Annotated in this window: 19 protein-coding genes and 1 pseudogene; 6 read left to right on the forward strand and 14 right to left on the reverse strand. The window is 33.1% G+C overall.

What is annotated here, in order from left to right:
* Nucleotides 1–984, forward strand: a complete 984-nt coding sequence (gene mvaD, locus LQ615_RS04570) for a diphosphomevalonate decarboxylase (RefSeq protein ID WP_016999724.1) — start codon at nt 1–3, stop codon at nt 982–984.
* A 12-nt stretch (nt 985–996) separates the two neighbouring features.
* On the forward strand, nt 997–2,073 hold the full coding sequence (locus LQ615_RS04575; RefSeq protein ID WP_064204410.1) for a phosphomevalonate kinase: 1,077 nt from the start codon (nt 997–999) through the stop codon (nt 2,071–2,073).
* A 70-nt stretch (nt 2,074–2,143) separates the two neighbouring features.
* Here LQ615_RS04575 and LQ615_RS04580 read toward each other — a convergent pair whose 3' ends face one another.
* The 3 genes from LQ615_RS04580 to LQ615_RS04590 all read right to left on the reverse strand — a co-directional run bounded on the left by LQ615_RS04580 (nt 2,144) and on the right by LQ615_RS04590 (nt 3,770).
* On the reverse strand, nt 2,144–2,617 hold the full coding sequence (locus LQ615_RS04580; protein WP_064204409.1) for a peptide-methionine (S)-S-oxide reductase: 474 nt from the start codon (nt 2,615–2,617) through the stop codon (nt 2,144–2,146).
* 24 nt (nt 2,618–2,641) lie between these two features.
* Complete coding sequence (locus tag LQ615_RS04585) at nt 2,642–3,097, reverse strand: MarR family transcriptional regulator (protein ID WP_064211369.1); 456 nt, start codon at nt 3,095–3,097, stop codon at nt 2,642–2,644.
* 184 nt (nt 3,098–3,281) lie between these two features.
* A complete protein-coding gene (locus LQ615_RS04590) occupies nt 3,282–3,770 on the reverse strand; it encodes a type II 3-dehydroquinate dehydratase (protein ID WP_239703740.1) in 489 nt (162 codons plus the stop codon).
* A 374-nt stretch (nt 3,771–4,144) separates the two neighbouring features.
* Between LQ615_RS04590 and trhO the strand changes: the two genes are divergently transcribed.
* Complete coding sequence (gene trhO / locus LQ615_RS04595; protein ID WP_016999734.1) at nt 4,145–5,092, forward strand: oxygen-dependent tRNA uridine(34) hydroxylase TrhO; 948 nt, start codon at nt 4,145–4,147, stop codon at nt 5,090–5,092.
* 300 nt (nt 5,093–5,392) lie between these two features.
* Here the strand turns inward: trhO and LQ615_RS04600 are convergent.
* The 7 genes and pseudogenes from LQ615_RS04600 to fadH form a co-directional block, all read right to left on the reverse strand.
* A pseudogene (locus LQ615_RS04600) lies at nt 5,393–5,860 on the reverse strand (MFS transporter); the annotation flags it as partial.
* A gap of 50 nt (nt 5,861–5,910) precedes the next feature.
* Nucleotides 5,911–7,224, reverse strand: a complete 1,314-nt coding sequence (locus LQ615_RS04605) for a cytosine permease (RefSeq protein ID WP_103268965.1) — start codon at nt 7,222–7,224, stop codon at nt 5,911–5,913.
* A gap of 20 nt (nt 7,225–7,244) precedes the next feature.
* On the reverse strand, nt 7,245–8,918 hold the full coding sequence (locus LQ615_RS04610; RefSeq protein ID WP_239703739.1) for a hydantoinase B/oxoprolinase family protein: 1,674 nt from the start codon (nt 8,916–8,918) through the stop codon (nt 7,245–7,247).
* A complete protein-coding gene (locus tag LQ615_RS04615; RefSeq protein WP_239703738.1) occupies nt 8,908–10,956 on the reverse strand; it encodes a hydantoinase/oxoprolinase family protein in 2,049 nt (682 codons plus the stop codon). The genes LQ615_RS04610 and LQ615_RS04615 overlap by 11 nt, the downstream gene beginning before the upstream one ends.
* Nucleotides 10,957–10,975: 19 nt before the next feature.
* Nucleotides 10,976–11,515, reverse strand: coding sequence for a helix-turn-helix domain-containing protein (locus LQ615_RS04620; protein WP_016999748.1), 540 nt, complete (start codon nt 11,513–11,515; stop codon nt 10,976–10,978).
* A 248-nt stretch (nt 11,516–11,763) separates the two neighbouring features.
* Complete coding sequence (locus tag LQ615_RS04625; protein ID WP_016999749.1) at nt 11,764–12,276, reverse strand: YfiT family bacillithiol transferase; 513 nt, start codon at nt 12,274–12,276, stop codon at nt 11,764–11,766.
* Between the two features lie 99 nt (nt 12,277–12,375).
* Complete coding sequence (gene fadH / locus LQ615_RS04630) at nt 12,376–13,140, reverse strand: 2,4-dienoyl-CoA reductase (RefSeq protein WP_070045032.1); 765 nt, start codon at nt 13,138–13,140, stop codon at nt 12,376–12,378.
* Between the two features lie 333 nt (nt 13,141–13,473).
* Between fadH and LQ615_RS04635 the strand changes: the two genes are divergently transcribed.
* Together LQ615_RS04635 and LQ615_RS04640 are read left to right on the forward strand one after the other, a co-directional pair.
* Nucleotides 13,474–13,716 (forward strand): AbrB/MazE/SpoVT family DNA-binding domain-containing protein, encoded by a 243-nt coding sequence (locus tag LQ615_RS04635; RefSeq protein WP_026023607.1) that lies wholly within the window; start codon nt 13,474–13,476, stop codon nt 13,714–13,716.
* Nucleotides 13,713–14,105: a type II toxin-antitoxin system death-on-curing family toxin gene (locus LQ615_RS04640; protein WP_084819057.1), complete on the forward strand. Its 393-nt coding sequence runs from the start codon at nt 13,713–13,715 to the stop codon at nt 14,103–14,105. Before LQ615_RS04635 ends, LQ615_RS04640 begins: the two co-directional genes overlap by 4 nt.
* Before the next feature lie 80 nt (nt 14,106–14,185).
* On the opposite strand, the gene LQ615_RS04645 is transcribed toward LQ615_RS04640, so the two are convergent.
* Nucleotides 14,186–15,523: a hypothetical protein gene (locus LQ615_RS04645; protein ID WP_218688685.1), complete on the reverse strand. Its 1,338-nt coding sequence runs from the start codon at nt 15,521–15,523 to the stop codon at nt 14,186–14,188.
* Nucleotides 15,524–15,896: 373 nt separating this feature from the next.
* Between LQ615_RS04645 and LQ615_RS04650 the strand changes: the two genes are divergently transcribed.
* A complete protein-coding gene (locus tag LQ615_RS04650) occupies nt 15,897–17,516 on the forward strand; it encodes a BCCT family transporter (RefSeq protein ID WP_064204403.1) in 1,620 nt (539 codons plus the stop codon).
* Between the two features lie 58 nt (nt 17,517–17,574).
* On the opposite strand, the gene lhgO is transcribed toward LQ615_RS04650, so the two are convergent.
* Genes lhgO through LQ615_RS04665 form a run of 3 tightly spaced genes read right to left on the reverse strand, consistent with a single transcriptional unit; the run spans nt 17,575 to nt 21,476 of the window.
* The gene (gene lhgO / locus LQ615_RS04655) at nt 17,575–18,777 is read right to left on the reverse strand and encodes an L-2-hydroxyglutarate oxidase (RefSeq protein WP_016998963.1); all 1,203 of its coding nucleotides are present in this window, start codon (nt 18,775–18,777) and stop codon (nt 17,575–17,577) included.
* Between the two features lie 10 nt (nt 18,778–18,787).
* Nucleotides 18,788–20,074, reverse strand: coding sequence for a (Fe-S)-binding protein (locus LQ615_RS04660; protein WP_016998962.1), 1,287 nt, complete (start codon nt 20,072–20,074; stop codon nt 18,788–18,790).
* On the reverse strand, nt 20,067–21,476 hold the full coding sequence (locus LQ615_RS04665; RefSeq protein ID WP_016998961.1) for an FAD-binding oxidoreductase: 1,410 nt from the start codon (nt 21,474–21,476) through the stop codon (nt 20,067–20,069). Before LQ615_RS04665 ends, LQ615_RS04660 begins: the two co-directional genes overlap by 8 nt.
* Nucleotide 21,477 lies beyond the last annotated feature (1 nt).

Below are 21,477 nucleotides of genomic sequence, written 5' to 3' on the forward strand. Positions count from 1 at the left end.
TTGAACAACTGTGGTAAAGCGCGTGCCCATACTAATATTGCTTTAATAAAATATTGGGGTAAAGCAGACGAAGATTTAATTCTTCCAATGAATAATAGTTTATCGGTCACACTAGACCGTTTTTACACGGATACGAAAGTCACTTTCAATCCAGAATATACTAAAGATACATTAATATTGAATGGAGAAGAAGTGAGTGATGACGAAGCTAAGAAAATTTACCGCTTTATGGACCTCGTTAGAGAACGAAGCCAAACCTCCATGTATGCATATATCGAAAGTATAAATTATGTACCAACAGCCGCTGGACTTGCTTCGTCAGCAAGTGCATATGCAGCATTATCGGCAGCATGTAATGAAGCCTTACAATTAAACATGTCTAAGAAAGATTTATCTAGACTAGCTCGTAGAGGTTCAGGCTCAGCATCTAGAAGTATTTTTGGTGGATTTGCAGAATGGGAAAAGGGACATGATGATGAAACGTCTTATGCTCACGCTATCGATGCAAATGACTGGGAAAATGAACTCTCTATGGTTTTTGTCGTAATTAATGATAAATCTAAGAAGGTTTCTAGCCGTTCTGGTATGTCTCATACAAGACAGACTTCCCGCTTTTATCAATATTGGTTAGATCATGTTGATGAAGATATTCAATCTGTAAAAGAAGCAATTAACAACAAAGACTTTAAACATTTAGGTGAAGTTATAGAAGAAAATGGTTTACGCATGCATGCTACCAATTTAGGTGCTCAGCCGCCTTTCACATATTTAGTACCTGATAGTTATCTCGTGATGGAAATTGTTCACCAATGTCGCGAAGCCGGATACCCTTGTTACTTTACAATGGACGCGGGGCCGAATGTGAAAATTCTAACAGAGAAGAAAAATCAGCAATACATTTTAAATGCATTACTTCAACATTTTAAAGAAGAACAAGTAATTGCGAGTGATATCACGCACACAGGAATTGAAATTTTAGAATAAGGAAGAGATAAAATGATTCAAGTGAAAGCCCCAGGAAAATTATACATTGCTGGAGAATACGCAGTGACTGAACCTGGATACAAATCCGTACTAATAGCAGTAGATCGTTTTGTTACAGCCACAATAGAAGATACAAATGGAAATACAGGGTTAATACATTCCAAAACCTTGCATCATGAGCCTGTAACATTTATAAGAGCTGAAGATAATATTATTGTTTCAGATACTGATGCTGCTGAACAATTAAAATATATTACACAAGCAATCGAAGTCTTTGAACAATACGCGAAAAGTTTCAATATACCAATGAGACCATTCAATATTACAATTGATAGTAATTTAGACGATGCAAATGGTCATAAATATGGAATTGGATCAAGTGCTGCTGTATTAGTCTCTGTAGTCAAAGCTTTGAATGAATTTTATAACTTACAATTATCTAATCTATACATTTATAAACTCGCTGTTATCGCAAACATGAAATTACAAAGTTTAAGTTCTTGTGGTGATATCGCCGTCAGTGTATACACAGGTTGGTTAGTTTATAGTACTTTTGATCATGTATGGGTAAAAGAACAAATCGAAGCTACATCAGTCAATGAAGTACTTAAGAAAAATTGGCCTGGCCTTCATATAGAACCGTTACAAGCCCCTGAACGTATGGAAGTATTAATCGGTTGGACTGGGTCGCCCGCTTCTTCACACCACTTAGTAAGTGAAGTGAAACGTTTAAAAGCAGATCCTATATTCTACAGTCAATTTTTAGAAAAATCTCAAATGTATGTAGAACAGCTCATCCATTCATTTAAGACAAATTATATACAAGGCGTGCAGGAGATGATTCGACAAAATCGAAAAATCATTCAAAAATTAGATTCACTTGCTACAATTGATATAGAAACAACACACCTTAAGAAACTATGTGATATTGGTGAGAAATTTGGTGGCGCAAGTAAAACGTCTGGCGCTGGCGGTGGAGATTGCGGTATTACAATAGTAGAAAATAATATTAACAAACAAAAAATATACGACGAATGGACAAAAAATTGTATCAAACCGTTATTATTTAATATATATCACGGACAATAACTAAAGTTTTTAAAACTAAAAACGCCACATAAAAAATGAAATAAATTCATTTTTTATGTGGCGTTTTATATTAATTTTGATACTTTTTTAACAATGCCTTAGGTATATGACAGTAGTCGTTTGGGTATTTAGTTAATCTATCTTGATGTTCTGGAGCGCTTTTTATGTAGTTAGTTAATAACTTAATTTCTACAGCTATTTGACTGGCATCATCTCGACTACTTATAAACGCTCTAGCTTCTTCTAGATGTGCTTGTTCAGTACTATATAGACCTGTTCTATACTTTAATCCTTCATCTTGCCCTTGTTTATTAACACTATATGGATCAATAATTTCAAATAAATAATGCATTAAATCATTAATAGATACAATTTCAGGATTATAAATAACTTTCACACATTCAGCATAACCATCATACGGACCCTCTAATGTATGACTCTCTCCATTCGCTCTACCAGCTTCTGTATCTATGACACCTGGCAAAGTTTTAAAGAAAGCTTCTACGCCCCATAGACAACCACCTGCTATATATACAGTTTCCATAACTAATCCTTTCTTAATTAAAAATTAGTATTTAAATCCATTTTCCTCAACGAACGCATCTGAAACATCTCTTAATTCTCTCAATTCGCTAGGTGCATTATCTAAAGTCTTTTTACTCGCTTTTTCAAACATACGAGCGAACATTTCTAATTCAGCGTTATACAATTTTTCTGCTTGTTTATAGCCTTCTTCTGTTAAATCAATTAAAATAACACGTCTATCTTCTTTAGATGGCGTTCGATAAATCAATTCTTTCTTCTCAAGCTCATCAATAATATAGGTCATACTGCCACTTTTAATTAATACGTTTTTACTAATTGATAAGATAGATTGTGCGCCCCATTGATATAAAGCTCCTAATACTAAAAAATCATTAACTTTAATATTTTCTTCTCTACATATTTCAAAAAGCCCCTTTTGGACGTTTTGAGAAGCTTTTATAAGATTGACATATATGCTCTGTACTTGTCGATTCTCCATATTGCAAAAACTCCTTGATTATCATTTTCCATTCCAATGTTTTGTATATCTTATTTTTATTTTACTATAAATACCTAAACATTTGGTTAAACACCATTAAAATATAGAAAAAAGAGGTTAAAGAACCTCACATGTGTGAAATAATATCAACAACATGGGCACCTTAACCTCTTCAACTTACATATTATTTTATAGCTGAATAAGCAGCTCTTAAACCAAGTAAATAACTTTCCACTCCGAATCCAGTCATTTGACCTGTAACGATATCTGCAAAGACTGAATGATGTCTAAATGATTCACGTGAATGAATATTAGACATATGAATTTCTACAACTGGACATTCTAATATGGCTAATGCATCACTTGGCTCTATCGGTAAATTCATAGGTAATGCAAATAGCACAATATAAAATGTAGAAGCTGGTCCTGGTATTTTTAAAGAAACAAAAACATAAAAGACCAAAGTCGAAATCAGGACGAGCAATATACCAAATAGAAGTTGGTTACCAACTGTCAAAGTACCTAAAAACATACAAATAGATAGCAATATTGCAGATACGAGTACAATTTGTACTTTCGACTTGAACGTCCCTTTAATCGCATATATATGAGCTAATGTTCCTGTTGCTACAAGTAATCCTAAATCTGTTCTACCTAATAAATAACCAATCAAGATGGGAACAGCAATTAACAAACCTTGTCTAATACTTTTTTCAAATTCAATCGTTCAGTATGTAATGTCATCAAACTGGAAAAATACTTACTTATCTTATGAACTAAATCTCTCACTGTATCCCTCCTTTTATAAGTGATTTTATTTGTTAATTTACACATAAGTACACAAAATTATTGTAGAACAACTTATAAATCATTACAATAAAACTCCTTTCACAACATTTTACAAAATTAAACAATTGAAATATGCAACTTTTTTGATACAATATAATGAGGATAAAATATGCCCTCATTTAAAAGGGACAACTACAAATTATAAACACTTAAAAATTTTACACATAATACTATTTAAAATATAAGAGGAGAATGAAAATGGATTACAGAGTATTATTATTTTATAAATACACAACAATCGATGACCCTGAAACTTTTTCAGCAGAGCATTTAGATTTTTGTAAAGACTTAGAATTGAAAGGCCGTATTTTAGTTGCAAACGAAGGTATTAACGGGACTTTATCAGGTACTAAAGAAGCAACTGATCAATACATGGAACATATGAAAGCTGATGAACGCTTCAAAGATATCGTATTTAAAATAGATGAAGCTGAAGGGCATACTTTCAAAAAAATGCACGTTCGTCCTAGACCAGAAATTGTTGCATTAGACTTAGAAGAAGACGTTAACCCTAAACAATTAACTGGTGAATATTTATCACCAAAAGAATTTAAAGAAGCTTTATTATCTGACGACACAATAGTAATTGATGCAAGAAATGACTATGAATATGACTTAGGTCATTTCCGTGGCGCAATTCGTCCTAACATCACAAGATTCAGAGACTTACCAGACTGGATTAAAGAGAATAAAGAAAAATTCATGGACAAAAAAATTGTCACGTACTGTACAGGCGGTATTCGTTGTGAAAAATTCTCAGGTTTCCTATTAAAAGAAGGATTTGAAGATGTTGCACAATTAGAGGGTGGCATCGCTACTTACGGTAAAGATCCAGAAACTAAAGGCGAATATTGGGACGGAAAAATGTACGTATTCGATGAGCGTATTAGCGTAGACGTAAACCAAGTAGAAAAAACAGTAGTCGGAAAAGAATGGTTCGATGGTACACCTTGCGAAAGATACATCAACTGTAGCAATCCAGAATGTAACAGACAATTCTTAGTTACAGAAGAAAATGAAGCGAAATATCTTGGCGCATGCTCACACGAATGTGCAAGCAAAGAAAACAACCGCTATGTTAAAGCACATAACATTAGCGACGAAGAAAAAGAAAAGCGCTTAGAAAACTTTAAAGAACTAGTTTAAAATATAATGATAAAGAGTTCGGGACATTGGTTAATGTCTCGAACTCTTTCTTTGTATTGGCAGTAATAGACTGGAAACTTATGTTGTACGTTCTTCTGTCAATAACGATGGTCTTGTTGACTATTCTCACTAAACGTGTCAATAACGATGGTCTTGTTGCCTTTTCTTACTAAACGTGTCAATAAGGAGATTGTTATGTTGCTCGTGCACCTCGTTTTGCAAGATTTGCTACTTTATTAACACAAACAAAACAGTCCGGGACGTCAATCATTGTCTCGGGCTGTTCCGTTTTATTATCATTTAATATGCTGCTTTTCTATTCCTACTACTATAAACCATTATTATTAAGACGAGCATGCCACATATTAAATACATCCATTTAAAGCCTACTAAATCAGATATTGAACCCATCATAGCACCACCTAACGATACACCTAAGTCGGCACAAGCGATAAATAAGCCTAACAACATATTTCTACCTGCTCGTGGTAAGTCGAAACTTAAGTATGATGTTAAAGTTGGATAAATCATTGCCTGGGCAATACCGATTAAGATTGCACTACCATAAAATACTCCTATGTATATGTATAGTCCAAAAGCAACAATGATAGCTGCTAACATTAGAATACCTAATACTTTTAACATAAACTTTGGATGCCACAATCCATCAGATTGTATAAATTTTCTTAAATAAAATCTTGATAACACAACAGCAATTGCTTGGATCGTCAAGTATATACCTGCATTAGCAAATCCATATTGGACTGTAAATACATGAGTATATAAGCATTTATTTTAATTAATATATCAATATATTTTTAAGACTTCTTCCACTTTTCAGGTGTAAAAGCATCCGGTTTAACTGAAGCTTTTATACGCATTAAAATGTAATATGCAATCATCGTAACGACTAAAGATTGAATTGCCGGTAAACCCATTTGATGGATATATTGAGTGTAATAACCAACAAGCATACCTATTATCATGGCTATTGTAGCTATGATATTCCAGCCATTAATACTTTCCCATTCTCGATTACGAATAGCAAAAAAATCAATAAACATAACTCCAGCGATAGCAGGATAAACAATAGCTGTGAAATTTAAAAAGTCCGTGAAATATTGCAAAATTCCTGCTATTGCAATTGCTATAGCTATTAATGTACCTAATAAAGTTAATAATTGTCTACCTTTATGTGAGCTAACATTAAGTAAATTTGCAAACGCCAATCCCATACTGTAATTATTCACAAGTTGACTTGTCCATGTAGCGAACCATAAGATTAAAAATCCCCAAACAGGAAAACCTAACCCCATCATTACTTGTACTATATCAGGGTCACCAACACCTACTGACATTACCGCCCCAACTATAAACAAGGGGACACCGACAGCTACTATACCTAATGGTATTAAAATATTATCTTTCCAAGTAGGCTTTGCGTACCTTGTATAGTCTGCTGCTATGACCCATTGCGATACGTTTACACCAATTATTAAACTAATTGCAGCCATCACTGTCATTTGAGGCTTTGGTTGCCAGCTTAATAGATTATGTAACCCTGTATTGCTTAGTGCAAAGTATATACCTCCTATAACTAATAATAAACCTGCAGGTACAGCAATGTAATCCGTCCACTTCATTGATTGATAGCCAATAATTGAAGGGATGGCAAATAATAGGCCTGCTATAATCGTAATAATTGCCCAAAGAAACCAATCTTTTTGGTAATTGACACCAAACATTGCTGATATAGCGTTACCAGCTACTGCTGTTTGTAAAGCCCACCACCCTAAAGAGACTATAAATATAGTTCCACCTGCTATTAACCTTGCTTGTACATCACCAAAACTATTCTTTGCTATGACTGACGATGGTCTTCCTGTTTTAGCACCTATATATCCGCTAATGGTATTTCCTATCCACTGAAATACAACCATTGCCAACAGTGTAATCCATACAACATGAATCAATTTAAACGATCCCGCTAATGAAGCTCCTACCATAAGAACAGGTATTGTAAACTCTAAACCTCCAAAAATGACTGCAGGAGTGGACCAATGTTGTCGTTGAGACTTTGGAACACTTTCTAAAGGATTATCCGCTTTAGAAAAACTATTATTTTCACTCATAGATTCCCTCCATTAATGACTTATTTATAATTGTAAATTTCTTTTGCTTGCTGCAGAGTTATATATTCATTTTTGATATCTTTTTCTATCAACTTTTTAGTTCTTTTATGTGGATCGCCAAACCCTCCACCGGTTGCTGTTCTTAATATTACTTTATCTCCTTTATTTAATGGATACTGATTATACTTACCAAATGGCCCATCTAATTCACCATTTGATTTCTCTATTAAAAATTCATTATTTGATCCTTCATGTCCACCATCAGCTCCCCAAGTGTTTTGTTTATGATGCCCAAAACTACCTGTAAAGAATTGTCCATCAGTTAATGCTTTATAAGTTCGAATAACACCAGGACCTCCTCGATACTCACCTGCACCTCTACCATCTGTTCTCATACTATATTCTTCCACTTGGACGCCATAAGTAATTTCTGCAATTTCAACAGGTACATTGAATGTTTCTCCATCTGACACACAAAATTGACCAGTATCTCCATCAAAACTATTAGAAGCACCCCATCCCCCTACGGATGGTTCAACAATGAGGAAGTTTCCATCTTTATCTGGATGTTTTCCTCCCATTATTACAACACATACAGACAGTAAATGACCCGCCGTTAATCTGTCAGGAATAACTGGTGCTAATGCTTTCCAAATTGTTTCTGAGCCATATAGCATAGACTCCCAATACATAGAAACTGGTGCAGGACGTTGAGCTGAAATGATTGAACCTTTATCTGTAATAATTTTTAATGGTCTAAAAGCTCCATCATTTACTTCTTGGGATGGATTTGTAATTGCTAAAAAGATTGTCCTAACTGCCGATACTAGTCCTGTATAAGAACTATTAATTGGACCTTGTACTTGTTTAGAGGACCCTCTAAAATCACAAATAAATTCATCTTTTGTGATAGTTAATTTTAATTTAATTGGTATTTGTTCATCTGAAATACCATCATCATCAATTAATTCATCAATTTCATAAATTCCTTGAGGTAATTTTGATATTTCATTTAATGTAGATTTTTCACCTTGATCCAAAAATCGCTCCATACTTTCAAGAATAGATTGCGTTGTATATTTTTTACATAAACCTTGAATACGTTTTTCACCTGTTTTAAGCGAAGCAATTTGCGCTCTCATGTCACCAATTGATAACTCAGGAAAACGAACATTTGATTCAATCACTTTAACTAACGCCTTGTTTTCTGCACCTTTGTCATATAATTTCACGCATGGAAATTGAAGTCCCTCTTGATATACATCAGTAGAATTAGTAGACATTGAACCTGTATCTTTTCCACCTACTTCTGTCCAATGTGCTTTATTAGCAACAAATGCAACCAGTTCACCATCTTGGAAAATTGGTAAAACAAGTCCTACATCACACAAATGTGAACCTCCGCCTTCGTATGGATCATTAATTAAAAATACATCTCCTTCATTAATGTCATCTCCATACGTTTTCAAGGTTTCTTTTACCATGAAAGATAACATACCTATAAAACCTGTAACGCCATTACCAAGTGTTACAAGCTCTCCTTTTTTATTAGTTAAACCACATGCGTAATCTAACACCTCGTATATAATTGGACTCATTGAAGTTCTTGCTAAAGCTATGAACATTTCTTCACCAGTAGAAATTAAAGAATCTTTTATCACTTCATATGTGAATGGATCAGTTTTATAACTCATAATTATCTCCTCCAATATGAATAATCAAGTTTCCATATGAATCTTTAGTGACTGCATCTTTAGAGTTAATCGGTATTGTTGTAGACTTTTCTTCAATAATTGCTGGACCTTCAATTTTTTCTCCGATTGCTAAATAATCTCTATCATAAACTTTTACCTTTTTCCATCCCTCATTCTCAAAGTAGACTTGACGCTCCTCTTTCACTGAATCTCCTTTGGGTACAGTAATCTCTTTAATTGTTGGTTTTTCAATTTTACCTATTACACTAACTTTTAAATTCACTATTTCAGTTCCATTTTCCTCAAGTGCATAAGTATATAATTGTTCGTGCTTTTTATGAAATGCTTGGATTATATCATTAAGATAATTTTCATCCACTTTATCAAATGGCACTGTTACTTCTACAGGATGGTCTTGCCCTTCATATCTCAAGTCCATTAACTTTGTAACTACTATTTGTTGATTATTTACATCTTCATTTTTCAAAGTACTAACTGCTTCATCAACTAATTCCACAAATTTATTGTTAATTTCTTTGTAATTTAAATCTTTAGTATTAGTAAGATGTGTTTGAGCATAATCATGTCTTAAATCAGACATTAACATCCCCCATGAAGCAAACACACTTGAAGTAGAGGGAACTATTACTTTCTTCACGCCTAATTCACGAGCTAAGTCTTGAGAATGCATAGGTCCTCCTCCACCTATAGCAACCATCGTGAAATCACGTGGATCATAACCCTTTCTAACAGATATTAACTTTAATGCATTTAGCATGTTTGAATTCGCTATTTTAACAATTCCCATAGCTGCTTCATCTAGTTCTACATCCAAATGATCAGTAATTGATTCGTGAAATTGTTTTTTGACCTCTTCAATTTTAGTATCTGTATCAAAATTAGAAATATTTAACCTTCCTAATAACAAGTTTGCATCAGTAGTAGTTGGTTCTATTCCACCTTTTCCATATGCTATCGGTCCAGGTTCAGCTCCAGCAGATTTCGGGCCAACTTTAATAGATCCACCTTCATCAAACCAAGCTATAGATCCTCCACCATTTCCAATTTCAACAATATCTACTACAGGTACTTTCATAGGGTAACCAGCATAATTATTCGTTCTTTCCAAATGATAATCAGTTGTAACTTTAACGTTACTGTTTTCAATCAATGAACATTTCGCTGTTGTACCACCTATATCTAAAACAATTAAATTATTCTCTCCAATCATTTCTCCTAACACAGCGGCACCAAATATACCTGAAACTGGACCAGACTCTACCATATTTATGGGCGCTATTTTAGCGTGATCAAAAGTGCTTGTTCCACCGTTTGATTGCATTACATAATTTCTGCTACTTGAACTATTCTCTATAATATTTTTCTCTAAATTAGATAAATACTCATTAGCAATTGGTTTAACATAAGCATTCAACACCGCTGTAGAGGTACGTTCGTATTCTCTCCATTCATTATTCAATTCAGTAGAATAAGTAGTTAAAAATTCAGGGTATTTTTTATTAATATACTGAGCTATTTTCTTTTCATGTTCATTATTTAGATAACTATGTAATAATGAAATAGCTATAACTTCAACATTTTCTTCCTTAAAATAATGAATAATTTCATCAATTTCCTCAACATTCAACTCTTGTATAACTTCACCTTTATAATTCAGACGTTCCGTAACTTCACGGCGAAGATGCCTTTCAACAATTGGAGTTGGTTTTTTATATCTAACATTAAATAAATCTGGTCTATTACCACGTGCAATTTCTAACACATCTCTAAAACCTTTAGTCGTTATAAGACCAGTTTTAACACCTTTCTTTTCAGTTAAAGCATTAATAACAATAGTTGTTCCATGAATAAACATGTCAATGTCTTTTAAATTAATTTTAGCTTGTTCAAGCACATTGAATATCCCAGCCTCAAAATTTTTAGGAGTTGTATCTGCTTTACCTACGATAATATTTCCATCGTTATCTAATGCAACCAAATCTGTAAAAGTACCGCCAATATCTGTTGCAACTCTCATTTCCATTCTCCTTTCAAATTTAAAATATTTTAGGTGTAACTACACTTAATATAACTGCAGGATTTTGAGATTCATTAATATAATAATGATTCAAACTGGAAGGATAATGAATAATCTCACCCTCATGTACAATATGCTTAACATCATCAAGATAAAACGTTAATTCACCCTCGATAATGTAATACATTTCTTCACCATCATGTCTAGAAACTTCACTACAATCATCTGGATAAATAGTAATAATAAAATTCTCTAATTTTCTATTTTCAAAATCACTAGAAACACGTTTGAAATTTTGATGAGATCTATTTATCTTAAATGAATCAATTTCATCTGGAATAACATGAAAATTCGTTTCAATTTTAGGTTTAAAAAATGAAGTAATATCAACATTCAAAGCATCCGCTATTTTATTCAAAGAAGTAATCGCTATAGAAGACTCCCCTCGCTCTACTTGTGATAAAAAACTTGTAGATAAGCCGGTTTGACTACTCATTTGTTTAAGTGTTAATTCCTCTTTCATTCTAAAATACTTAATCATACTCCCGATTTCTTCCATAAAAATAACCTCCCTTTTACAGTATTAGTGTAATTCAGAACAATATAACACAAATAATACTTAATAAAAAGAATTTTCGGAAAATTCTAAATAAAAAAACTAGCCACATAGGTTAAATAGACCGTCTGTGACTAGTTTTATTTATATTATTTTCAATAACTTCTTCTGATGATTTCCACTGAAATAATTCTGAAGCTTCTATTGAACAGGCCAGGACATAACTGTACCAGCCTGCTATATTTCTTCATTTATTGTGATAACGCTAATTTAATATGCGCTAAATGGTGTTCTTCATGCCATGATAATTTCGCTACTTTAAATGCTACTGAAGTTTCTCCGTCATCTTCATGCGTAAATTTACGTTTCAATTGTTCTTCACTTAAGTTTCTACCAATTGCTACAATACGTTCATTCATTCCTTCAAGCATTCTAATTGAACATTCGACTGGTAATTCATTGTCTGGCGTTTCTATCCATTTTTGTTGGTCAAACGCTGGTACAGTTGGCTTTCTATCATCTGTTAATGCGAGTTTTAAACGTTGATACATATTCAACTGTGAATCTGCTATATGATGCACAAGTTGTCTTACTGTCCAACTGCCTTCTCTGTATTTCTTGTTCAATTCTGAAGGGTCTAATTCGTCTACCGTTTCTCTTAAGCGATTTGAATAATTCCCGATTTCATCCAGCCATTGTTGGATATGATCAAATGTTACATGTTCTGGAAACTGTAGTTCACCTATTGGAAACCTTGCATCCATCTTTATCACCTTTTCTCTTTTTATATGAAACATTTTGATTACACTACTAATATTCTCTATTTTAAAGAATTTAAACGTAGTGTCATAAATAGAACCATATTAAAATGGATTTTTATTTAGCCACTGTCCGCCATCCATCGTCATACAAGCTCCATTTATATAACCCGCTTCATCAGAAAAAATATAACGTGCTAATCCAGCAATTTCTTCAGTTTGCCCAAATCTTTTTAAAGGTACACTATTCAGTGATTGTTGTCGTGCTTCTTCTGAAAGTGATAACTTTTTAGAGCCACCTGTATTTTCAATAGGACCCGGTGCAATTGCATTTACTGTGATGCCATATTTAGTTCCCCATTCCACTGCAAGTGTTCTTGTCATAGCGAGCACACCTGCTTTTGCGCTGGCCGAATGGATAACACCAGCACCTGCACCCCATGAATATGTTGCAACCATATTGATGATGCGGCCTTTATGCCCAGTTTTAATCCATTCTTTGCCTACAGCTTGAGAACAATACCATGTGCCATTTAGCACAATATCTATAACGGAATTCCACCCATTAATCGACAAATCTTCAGCTGCACATAAAAAGTTTCCAGCTGCGTTATTAACTAGTCCATCTATTTTCCCAAAAGTCTTAACTGTTTCATCAACTGTATATTGAACTCTTTCTGGGTCTCTAACATCCATATCTATACAAAGGATTTGGCCTTCATACTGCTCAATCTCTTGCTTTGTCTTCTCGAGATTTTCTAATTTACGGCCTGTAATAACGACTTTTGCACCTTCTTCAGCGAATCTTTTCGCCATCCCTTTTCCCATTCCACTACTGCCACCTGTTACAATAATCACTTTATCTTTCATATATACTCTCCTTAGTAATACAAAATATAATTCTTATAGTAAGCGCTTACATATAAGTGTACAACATGTTTTCAGAAAGAACAATTGTAATTCATTATAGCAGTATATTAAAAAAACAGAAGACACTCTTTTATAACCTCAAGAATGTCTTCTTCTATAATTAAAAGAATAAAATGGAGCCATTAGTTTAGTCGATATCCGAAGTGAAACACAAATAAACATTAGAAAAAGATAAGTTAAAAAATAATTAATACGACATAATTGAAAAGTTCAAGAAAACTGGTAACATAAAAGTATATACATGTATATACTTTTATGTTGGGAGTGAATATTATGGAGATATTGAATGTAAAAAAAATAAGAAAAGTAGGGAATAGTAGCGTAATTACCATTCCTAAAAATGTTATGGAAGCTATTAACATTCATGAAGGAGATGCAGTTGAATTTATTGAAGAAGATAATAAAATTTGGTTAAAACCAAGTAAATCAATCAATGAACACGATGATATATTGAAATTAGCAGATGAAATTAGCAATAAGTATGATGATGTCTTCAAAGGGTTAGTTGATAGATGATTAGATATTTAACCGAGAAAGAAATTATTACATTTAATATCTATGTTATTCAAAAGTATAGTCCTAAAGAACCTATAGGTGTAGTCGATGCAACTGCTCTAAATATGTTAGTAAATGCACCGAAACAATATGTGTTTGGTATAGAACAATATCCAACACTTGCGTTGAAAGCGAGCAACTTATTTAGAAATCTTGTGAAAAAAGACGTGTTTTATAATGGAAATAAAAGAACCGCATTTATGTGTTTAAATATCTTTTTAAACTTAAATGGTTATGAGTTAGAAGTTAATACAAAAGAAGCTATAGATTTTACTGTTATGATAGCAACACATGATCTACAAGAAGATGATATTGAACAATGGATCTTAAAGCACATAAAAATAAAGTAAGTTTACTGAAGAAATATTCTCATAGAAAAACACCTTTGCACAATTCATTTTAATATGAATTATACGAAGGTGTTTTTAATTTATTCTCCTGAACCTACTTCTTCGCCATCTTCATCGTATTCTGTAACGACACCGTCTTCGTCAATAATATAAGAACCTGCTAAGTTACCGTCTTTATCTAAGAATGAAAAGCCCCATTCTCCGTCATCATTTTTTTCTGGTTCTTTAAATGTATATTTATCGGTATCTAACTCTTCTCCTTCATAAAATTCTACTTTATCTATCACATTGTCTCGCGTAACTTCTTCATTTTCATCGTCTTCATCCATATCATTGGATTTATTTTCTTCTTTAGTTGTACCATCAAACATTTCTACTACTCTTTCTATTTCTTCATCTGATGCATCATATAATTTCACAACTTTCGGGTTGTTTATAATGCTTTCAGATTCTTTTTGAGACCAATCATCATCTTCCAACCATTTTTTATCATGGAAGTGTGATGGCACATCATAAATTGAAATAGTACCATCATTATTATTTTTATAAACTACTTGCCCAGCAGCTGTAGGCGTACCTGCCAATCGTTGTACCCCTTTAGGATATTTGATAGTATGCTCTTTGTTATATGGATTTAAATATTCGCCTTCTATTGAATCATGGCTTAGTTCTGGTTTCATGCCGCTAGAATTGTCTGAATCTCTATAGCTTGGTAAAGCTGTCAGCCATACTTGGGCATAATATTCATCACTATTCGTATCTTCTTGAGATGTACTACTGTCATTCTTTGTCTCCAAGCTTTTTCCATATTTAATTTTATTTTCTAGCTCTGAAATTTTACTGTTATCTTTATGATTATTATATAAATCCGCAATATTAAAACTTGCGAATGCCTCACTATCTTTCACATCATTATAATCTGAAATAGGAGATTGGGTATATATGTAAACAACTTGGTCTTTATTTATACCTACTATTGTTGCGTAACTACCTTTAGAAGGTGACATTCCATAGAACTTCATACCATCAGGTTTATTCGCCATTTTTCCTAATTCTGGACTTTCCGATAATTCTACTTTATCTACAGAATGTTTTATTTCTTCACCAGATCCAGTTTTTTGTGTATAGCTGCCAGATAATAATTCATCTGCAGTTATGACTTCAGAATCTATTTCAGGTTCTAACAAAGTCATCGCAACACTTTGTGTTTCTGAAATGTTAGTTACTTCTTTATCTGAATTCGATTTAGAAGTTTCATTATTGCTGTTACTATCTTGTGCATTTTGATTCTTTTGTTCGCTTTTTTGTTCATTGTTACTTGAGTCTTTATTCTCAGGTTCATTACCTATACTAATACTACAACCTGCAATTGTTACTGATGACACTAATACAATTCCAAAATAAAATATTTTTTTCATAAAAGGCATCCCCTTTTTTAATTATTAGAAAATATTCACATCTATTGTAACAAAGATAATGGTTGTGAAATGTATAAATCATAATATTTAAAAATTATTAAAGATATGTTTTAGGAGAATCGATGATAAAAAAAGAAGCTGAGACATTTATAAATGCCTCAGCTTATCTTTGGGAATAGGTACTCTAATACCTAGTTTTATGAGTTTGTAATCCTACTTTGAGTAGATACCCAAACAGTAACACGTTTGTTTTGTTTTGTAAATATTTACTAATTTATATTTTATTAAAATACAATTTGAAAATTCTAATCATCTTTGTTAAAGTATTAGGCGTTGTTTTTAATACTAATAAACGAGGAGGTTTATTTTACTTATGGAATCTCAATTGAACGAAAATAAGCCTAAAAAAGGTTATTCACTAGTATTTACAATCAGTTCCGTAATCGTTGCTATAATCGTTTTACTAGGCGCAGTTTTTCCAGTTAAATTTAATGACATTGGTGATAAAGCCACTGCCTGGATAACTGAAACACTTGGCTGGTATTACATGATTGTTGTAATAGCCATGATTTTCTTTTGTATTTTCTTAATGCTAAGTCCAATAGGGAAATTAAAATTAGGGAAACCTCATGAAAAACCAGAATTTAATACTGTTTCATGGTTCGCTATGCTATTCAGTGCTGGTATGGGGATCGGGTTAGTATTCTGGGGAGCAGCTGAACCTATTGCTCACTTCGCTGCACCTCCAAAAGCAGACCCTAAAACTACTGCAGCTTATGCAGAAGCGTTACAATCAGTATTCTTCGATTGGGGCTTCCATGCATGGGGCGTTTATGGTGTAGTAGCTCTAGCATTAGCATATTTCCAATTTAGAAAAGACGAACCAGGATTAATTTCAAAAACATTACGTCCTGTATTTGGAAGATATGTAGATGGACCACTAGGTATTGTGATTGACGTATTATCTGTTATCGCTACTATCGGTGGTGTAGCCGTATCACTTGGTATGGGTGCGTTACAAATTAACGGTGGTTTAAATTATTTATTCGGCGTACCAAATAATATTGCCGTACAATCTATTATCATTATTATTGTAACGATTTTATTCTTAACAAGTGCTTGGTCAGGATTAAATAAAGGAATTCAAATTTTAAGTAACGTAAACATTAGTATTGCAGGTTTATTATTAATCGCTGTACTTATTATCGGACCATCAATACTTATGTTAAATGCATTTACAACTACAACAGGTAACTTCTTACAAACATTCCTACAAAACAGTTTCGACACAGGTATGTTTAATTCACAAAAAGCAGATTGGATGTCTGATTGGACATTCTTCCAATTAGCTTGGTGGATAAGTTGGAGTCCATTCGTTGGGGTGTTTATAGCACGTGTATCAAGAGGACGTACAGTACGTGAATTCATCGGTGGCGTTATGCTTGTACCTGTTCTTATCAGTTTCATATGGTTCAGTGTATTTGGTGTATTAGGTATTGAAACTGCTAAGAAACATCCAGCAATTTTCGATATGCCACCAGAAACAGCATTGTTTGGTGTATTTAATGAAATACCATTAGGATTAATACTATCTATTATTACACTAGCATTAATCGCAACATTCTTTATTACATCAGCAGACTCTGCAACATTCGTATTAGGAATGTTAACGACACGAGGTTCATTAAACCCAAGCTCATTTATAAAAATCGTTTGGGGTGTCGCACAATCACTAATCGCGTTTATACTATTATTCACTGGCGGAGATAACGGACTAAACGCATTACAGAACACCGCCATAATAACCGCATTGCCGTTCTCGGTTATTATTATATTTATGATGATTAGTTTCTATAAAGACGCAAACAGAGAACGTAAATTCCTCGGTCTTACGTTAACGCCAAAAAGAACCCGAGAAAGTCAAAAACTAGCAAACCTCTCAGATCAAGAACTATTAAACTTAATTAAAAACGAAAGAAAACAAGATAGATAATAATAAGAAAAGCTCTTCATTAGTATATAGACTAGTGAAGAGCTTTTTTATATAACAACTATTTCAAAATCGATAATTGTTCAAATTCTTTTGAAATAGCTTTTCCTATTTCAATCGAGCATGTTGCTGCTGGTGATGGTGCATTTAATACATGTAATGAATGCTTACCTTTCTCAAACACAAAATCATCTAGCAATGTTCCATCGCTTAACATAGCTTGGGCCCTTACGCCAGCTTCAATCGGTTCAATATCTTCCTTTCTTAACGATGGAATAAGTTTTTGTGCATTGTTAACGAAAGCACGTTTATTAAATGATCGATAATATTCTCCAAGTGCTTCTTTAATATTTTTTATACCCATCTTATATAACCCAGGAAATTTTAAAATCTCTAATGTTTCTGATTTATCTAATCCAATTTTTTTATAAGCTTCTTTTCTAAGACCTAATACAGCATTAGGTCCGACATCTACCCCGCCATCTATCATATTTGTAAAATGCACGCCTAAAAATGGTAACTCAGGATTTGGAACAGGATATATTAATGTTTGAACATACTTCTCTTTAGATTCATTAAGTTGATAATACTCTCCTCTAAACGGAATAATTTGAATATCTGTATTTACGCCACTCATCCTAGCAATTTTATCACTATATAATCCAGCACAATTTATAATGCTTTTTGATTTGAATTGTTGCTCATAACTATTAAGTACAATTTTATCCTCAGATGTTTTTATCGATGTAACTGGAGTATTAAAATTGATTTCTCCGCCTAATTCTTCAAATAATAATTTGAATTGTTCAGTCACCTTTTTATAGTTTACTATCGCGGTTTCTTGAACTTTTATACCCCCAACTGTTTGAACATAAGGTTCTATTTGGTTTACTTCTTCAGCATTTAATAACGTCACTTGAAGTCCATTTTGTAGTCCTCTTTCATAAAGCGCTCTTAGTCTATCTAACTCATTTTTATCAGTTGCAACAATTACTTTGCCACATTGATTGTAAGGAATATTGTATTCTCTGCAGAAATGAATCATAGATTGTGAACCCTTTTTACTAAATTCTGCTTTATGAGAACCAGGCTTATAATAAATGCCGGAATGGATAACGCCACTATTGTGACCTGTTTGATGTTCAGCAAGATTATTTTCTTTCTCTAGTAAAAGAACATCCAAGTCAGGATTTTGAAGTTTTAAATGATAAGCTGTACTAAAACCTATAATACCGCCACCTATAATTATTACATCCCTTTGCATATAATTCCTCCTAATCACGTATACCGCATGCTTCTGCTACGACTTCAACTATATGTTTGACAGTTACTTGATTGCTTAACCCTTCTCTTTCTACTCCTAATTGCATTTGCATATGACAACCGGGATTTGAAGTGATAATCATATTAGGCTTTGCTTGTTGAACATATTCCATTTTATCATCCAAAATTTTCATAGATTCATCAAAATGTATAATATTATAAATACCAGCCGAACCACAGCATAATGATTGTCCTTCCATATCTACCATATCAAGGTCAGGTACCTTACCTAAGACGCTTTTTGGTGATTTAAATACTTTTTGTACATTTTCTAAATGACAAGATGGTTGATATACAGCTTTGTATGGCATTTTATAATTAAATTCTAATGATAAATCATCCATTATTTCTGAAATATCCCTTACTTTTTTAACAAATTTTACTGCTCTTTGATGCCAATAGCTGCCTTTTTTAAATAACTTGTCATATTCTTTAAGCGATGCACCACAGCCTCCAATCGTATTAACTATATAATCTATATCGGTATCGGCATATGCTGCTATATTCTTTTTAGCCAATTCGATAGTATCATTTGTTTCACCTGCATGATGTTGTAAAGCACCACAACAAGTTTGATTTGGTACTTCATGAACTTCTATATCATGTTGTTTCATAATTTTAATTGCTAAGTTATTGATTCTAGAGAAAAAGGCATCCATAATACACCCTTGGAAAAAGGCAACTTGTGTTTTTGTTTGTGTCTTAGTTTTATTTACTTTTTCATTATCATGGATTTTACGTGTTTTTTTCACATCGGGTAAAGCTAAATTTAACTTACCATACTTTGTTTCTTTTCCTAAAAGATGATTTTTGTTTATTAAGTTTTTAGCACCTAGCTTCTCATAGTAATATAATGCATAATTTATTTTTCGAATGACACCTTTTTTAGGTAAAATATGTTTGAATGTTACATTTCGAGCTAACTTTTCACTTAAGCCCATCTTTTTATCTTCTTTTATGACTTCAACTGCTGACATTAATATATCTCCGTATTGAACATTTGTTGGACATACTGTTTCACATGCTCGACAACCTAAGCATAGATCAATACCTTCACTCATATCTCCGATTGAGACCTTACCTTCAGCAGCCATTTTCACCAGATTAATACGTCCACGCGGAGAATGTTTCTCCTTTTCAAAAGCTATATAAGTTGGACATACTGGTAAGCAATATCCACATTGAACACAGTCAAACGTTGCTTGATAATCTAATTTGTCCACTAATGTATTATTCATTTCGCAACACTAACCTTTCTTCTCCCTTTTCAGGAAATATCTTTCCAGGGTTAAGAATATTCTTAGGGTCTAATGCTTTTTTAATCATTTGTTGATAACGTACCCCCGCTTCACCCATTTCTTTTTTGATAAACGCTTTTTTCATGACGCCAATACCATGTTCCCCCGAGAGCGTCCCACCTAATTCAATCGCATAATTAAAAATTTCTTCCACAGCATCTTCTGTCTTACGTACTTCATTTTCATCTCGCATATTTGTATTAATTGTCGGATGTAAATTACCATCACCTGCATGTCCAAATACAACGATATTTAAATCATATTTAGTTTTAATCTCATCGATTTTCTTAAACATTTCCGGAATTTTACTTAGTGGTACTGTTGCATCTTCTGAAATTTTCGTATAACCACTTTCAACTACTGCAGGTGAGACAAGTTTTCTAACTTGCCATAATTTATCTTCTGCTTCTTTAGATTCAGCAATTTCAACATTTTCAACATCTATTTCTTTTAATGCTTTTTTGATAGTATCCAATTCATCACCTAAATTCTCTGGATTACCATCGACTTCAATTAATAATATAGCTGCTGCATCTCTAGGCAAATCTAATCCTGCATAGTCTTCAACTTTATTTAATGCATTATGATCTAAAATTTCCATTTTCGAAGGTCTGACACCTGATGTTAATATTTTGGATATAGACTTTCCTGCTGTGTATAAATCATCAAATATAATCATCGCTGTTTTTGTATCTAAAGGCTTAGGTATTAAGCGTAACGTAGCTTCAGTAATAATACCTAGTGTACCTTCTGAACCTATTAACAATTTTGTTAAATCATATCCTGTGACATTTTTAATCGTTTGGCCACCAGTGCGTATAACTTCTCCATCTGCCATAACAACTTCTAATCCAATAACATAATCTTTTGTTACACCATATTTTATACCACGCGGACCTCCAGCATTCTCAGCTAAATTACCACCAATTGTGCATACCACTGAAGAAGAAGGATCTGGTGGATACATTAAATTATGCTTTTCTGCTAAAGCATGTATTTTTCCTGTAATCACACCAGGCCTTGTCTTTATGATTAAATCATCAGGATATATTTCAAATTCATCATTCCACTGAGAAAAATCAACTACTATACCACCTTTAACTGGCAAAGCTCCCCCTGACAAACTTGTGCTTGCACCTCTAGCATAAATAGGAATGATATGTTCATCTGCTAATTTCACTACATTTTGGACATCTTCCGTAGATAACACTTGAACTACATAATCCGGCATATATTGACCGAACGATGCATCAAAACCATAAGAAACAAGATCTGAAACATCCATAAGTAATCTGTCCGCGAAAATTTCTCTTAATCTCTGTTCAATCTCCTTGCTTTTCATA

Source organism: Mammaliicoccus sp. C-M13 (genome assembly GCF_022386845.1).
Classification (GTDB): Bacteria; Bacillota; Bacilli; order Staphylococcales; family Staphylococcaceae; genus Mammaliicoccus; species Mammaliicoccus lentus.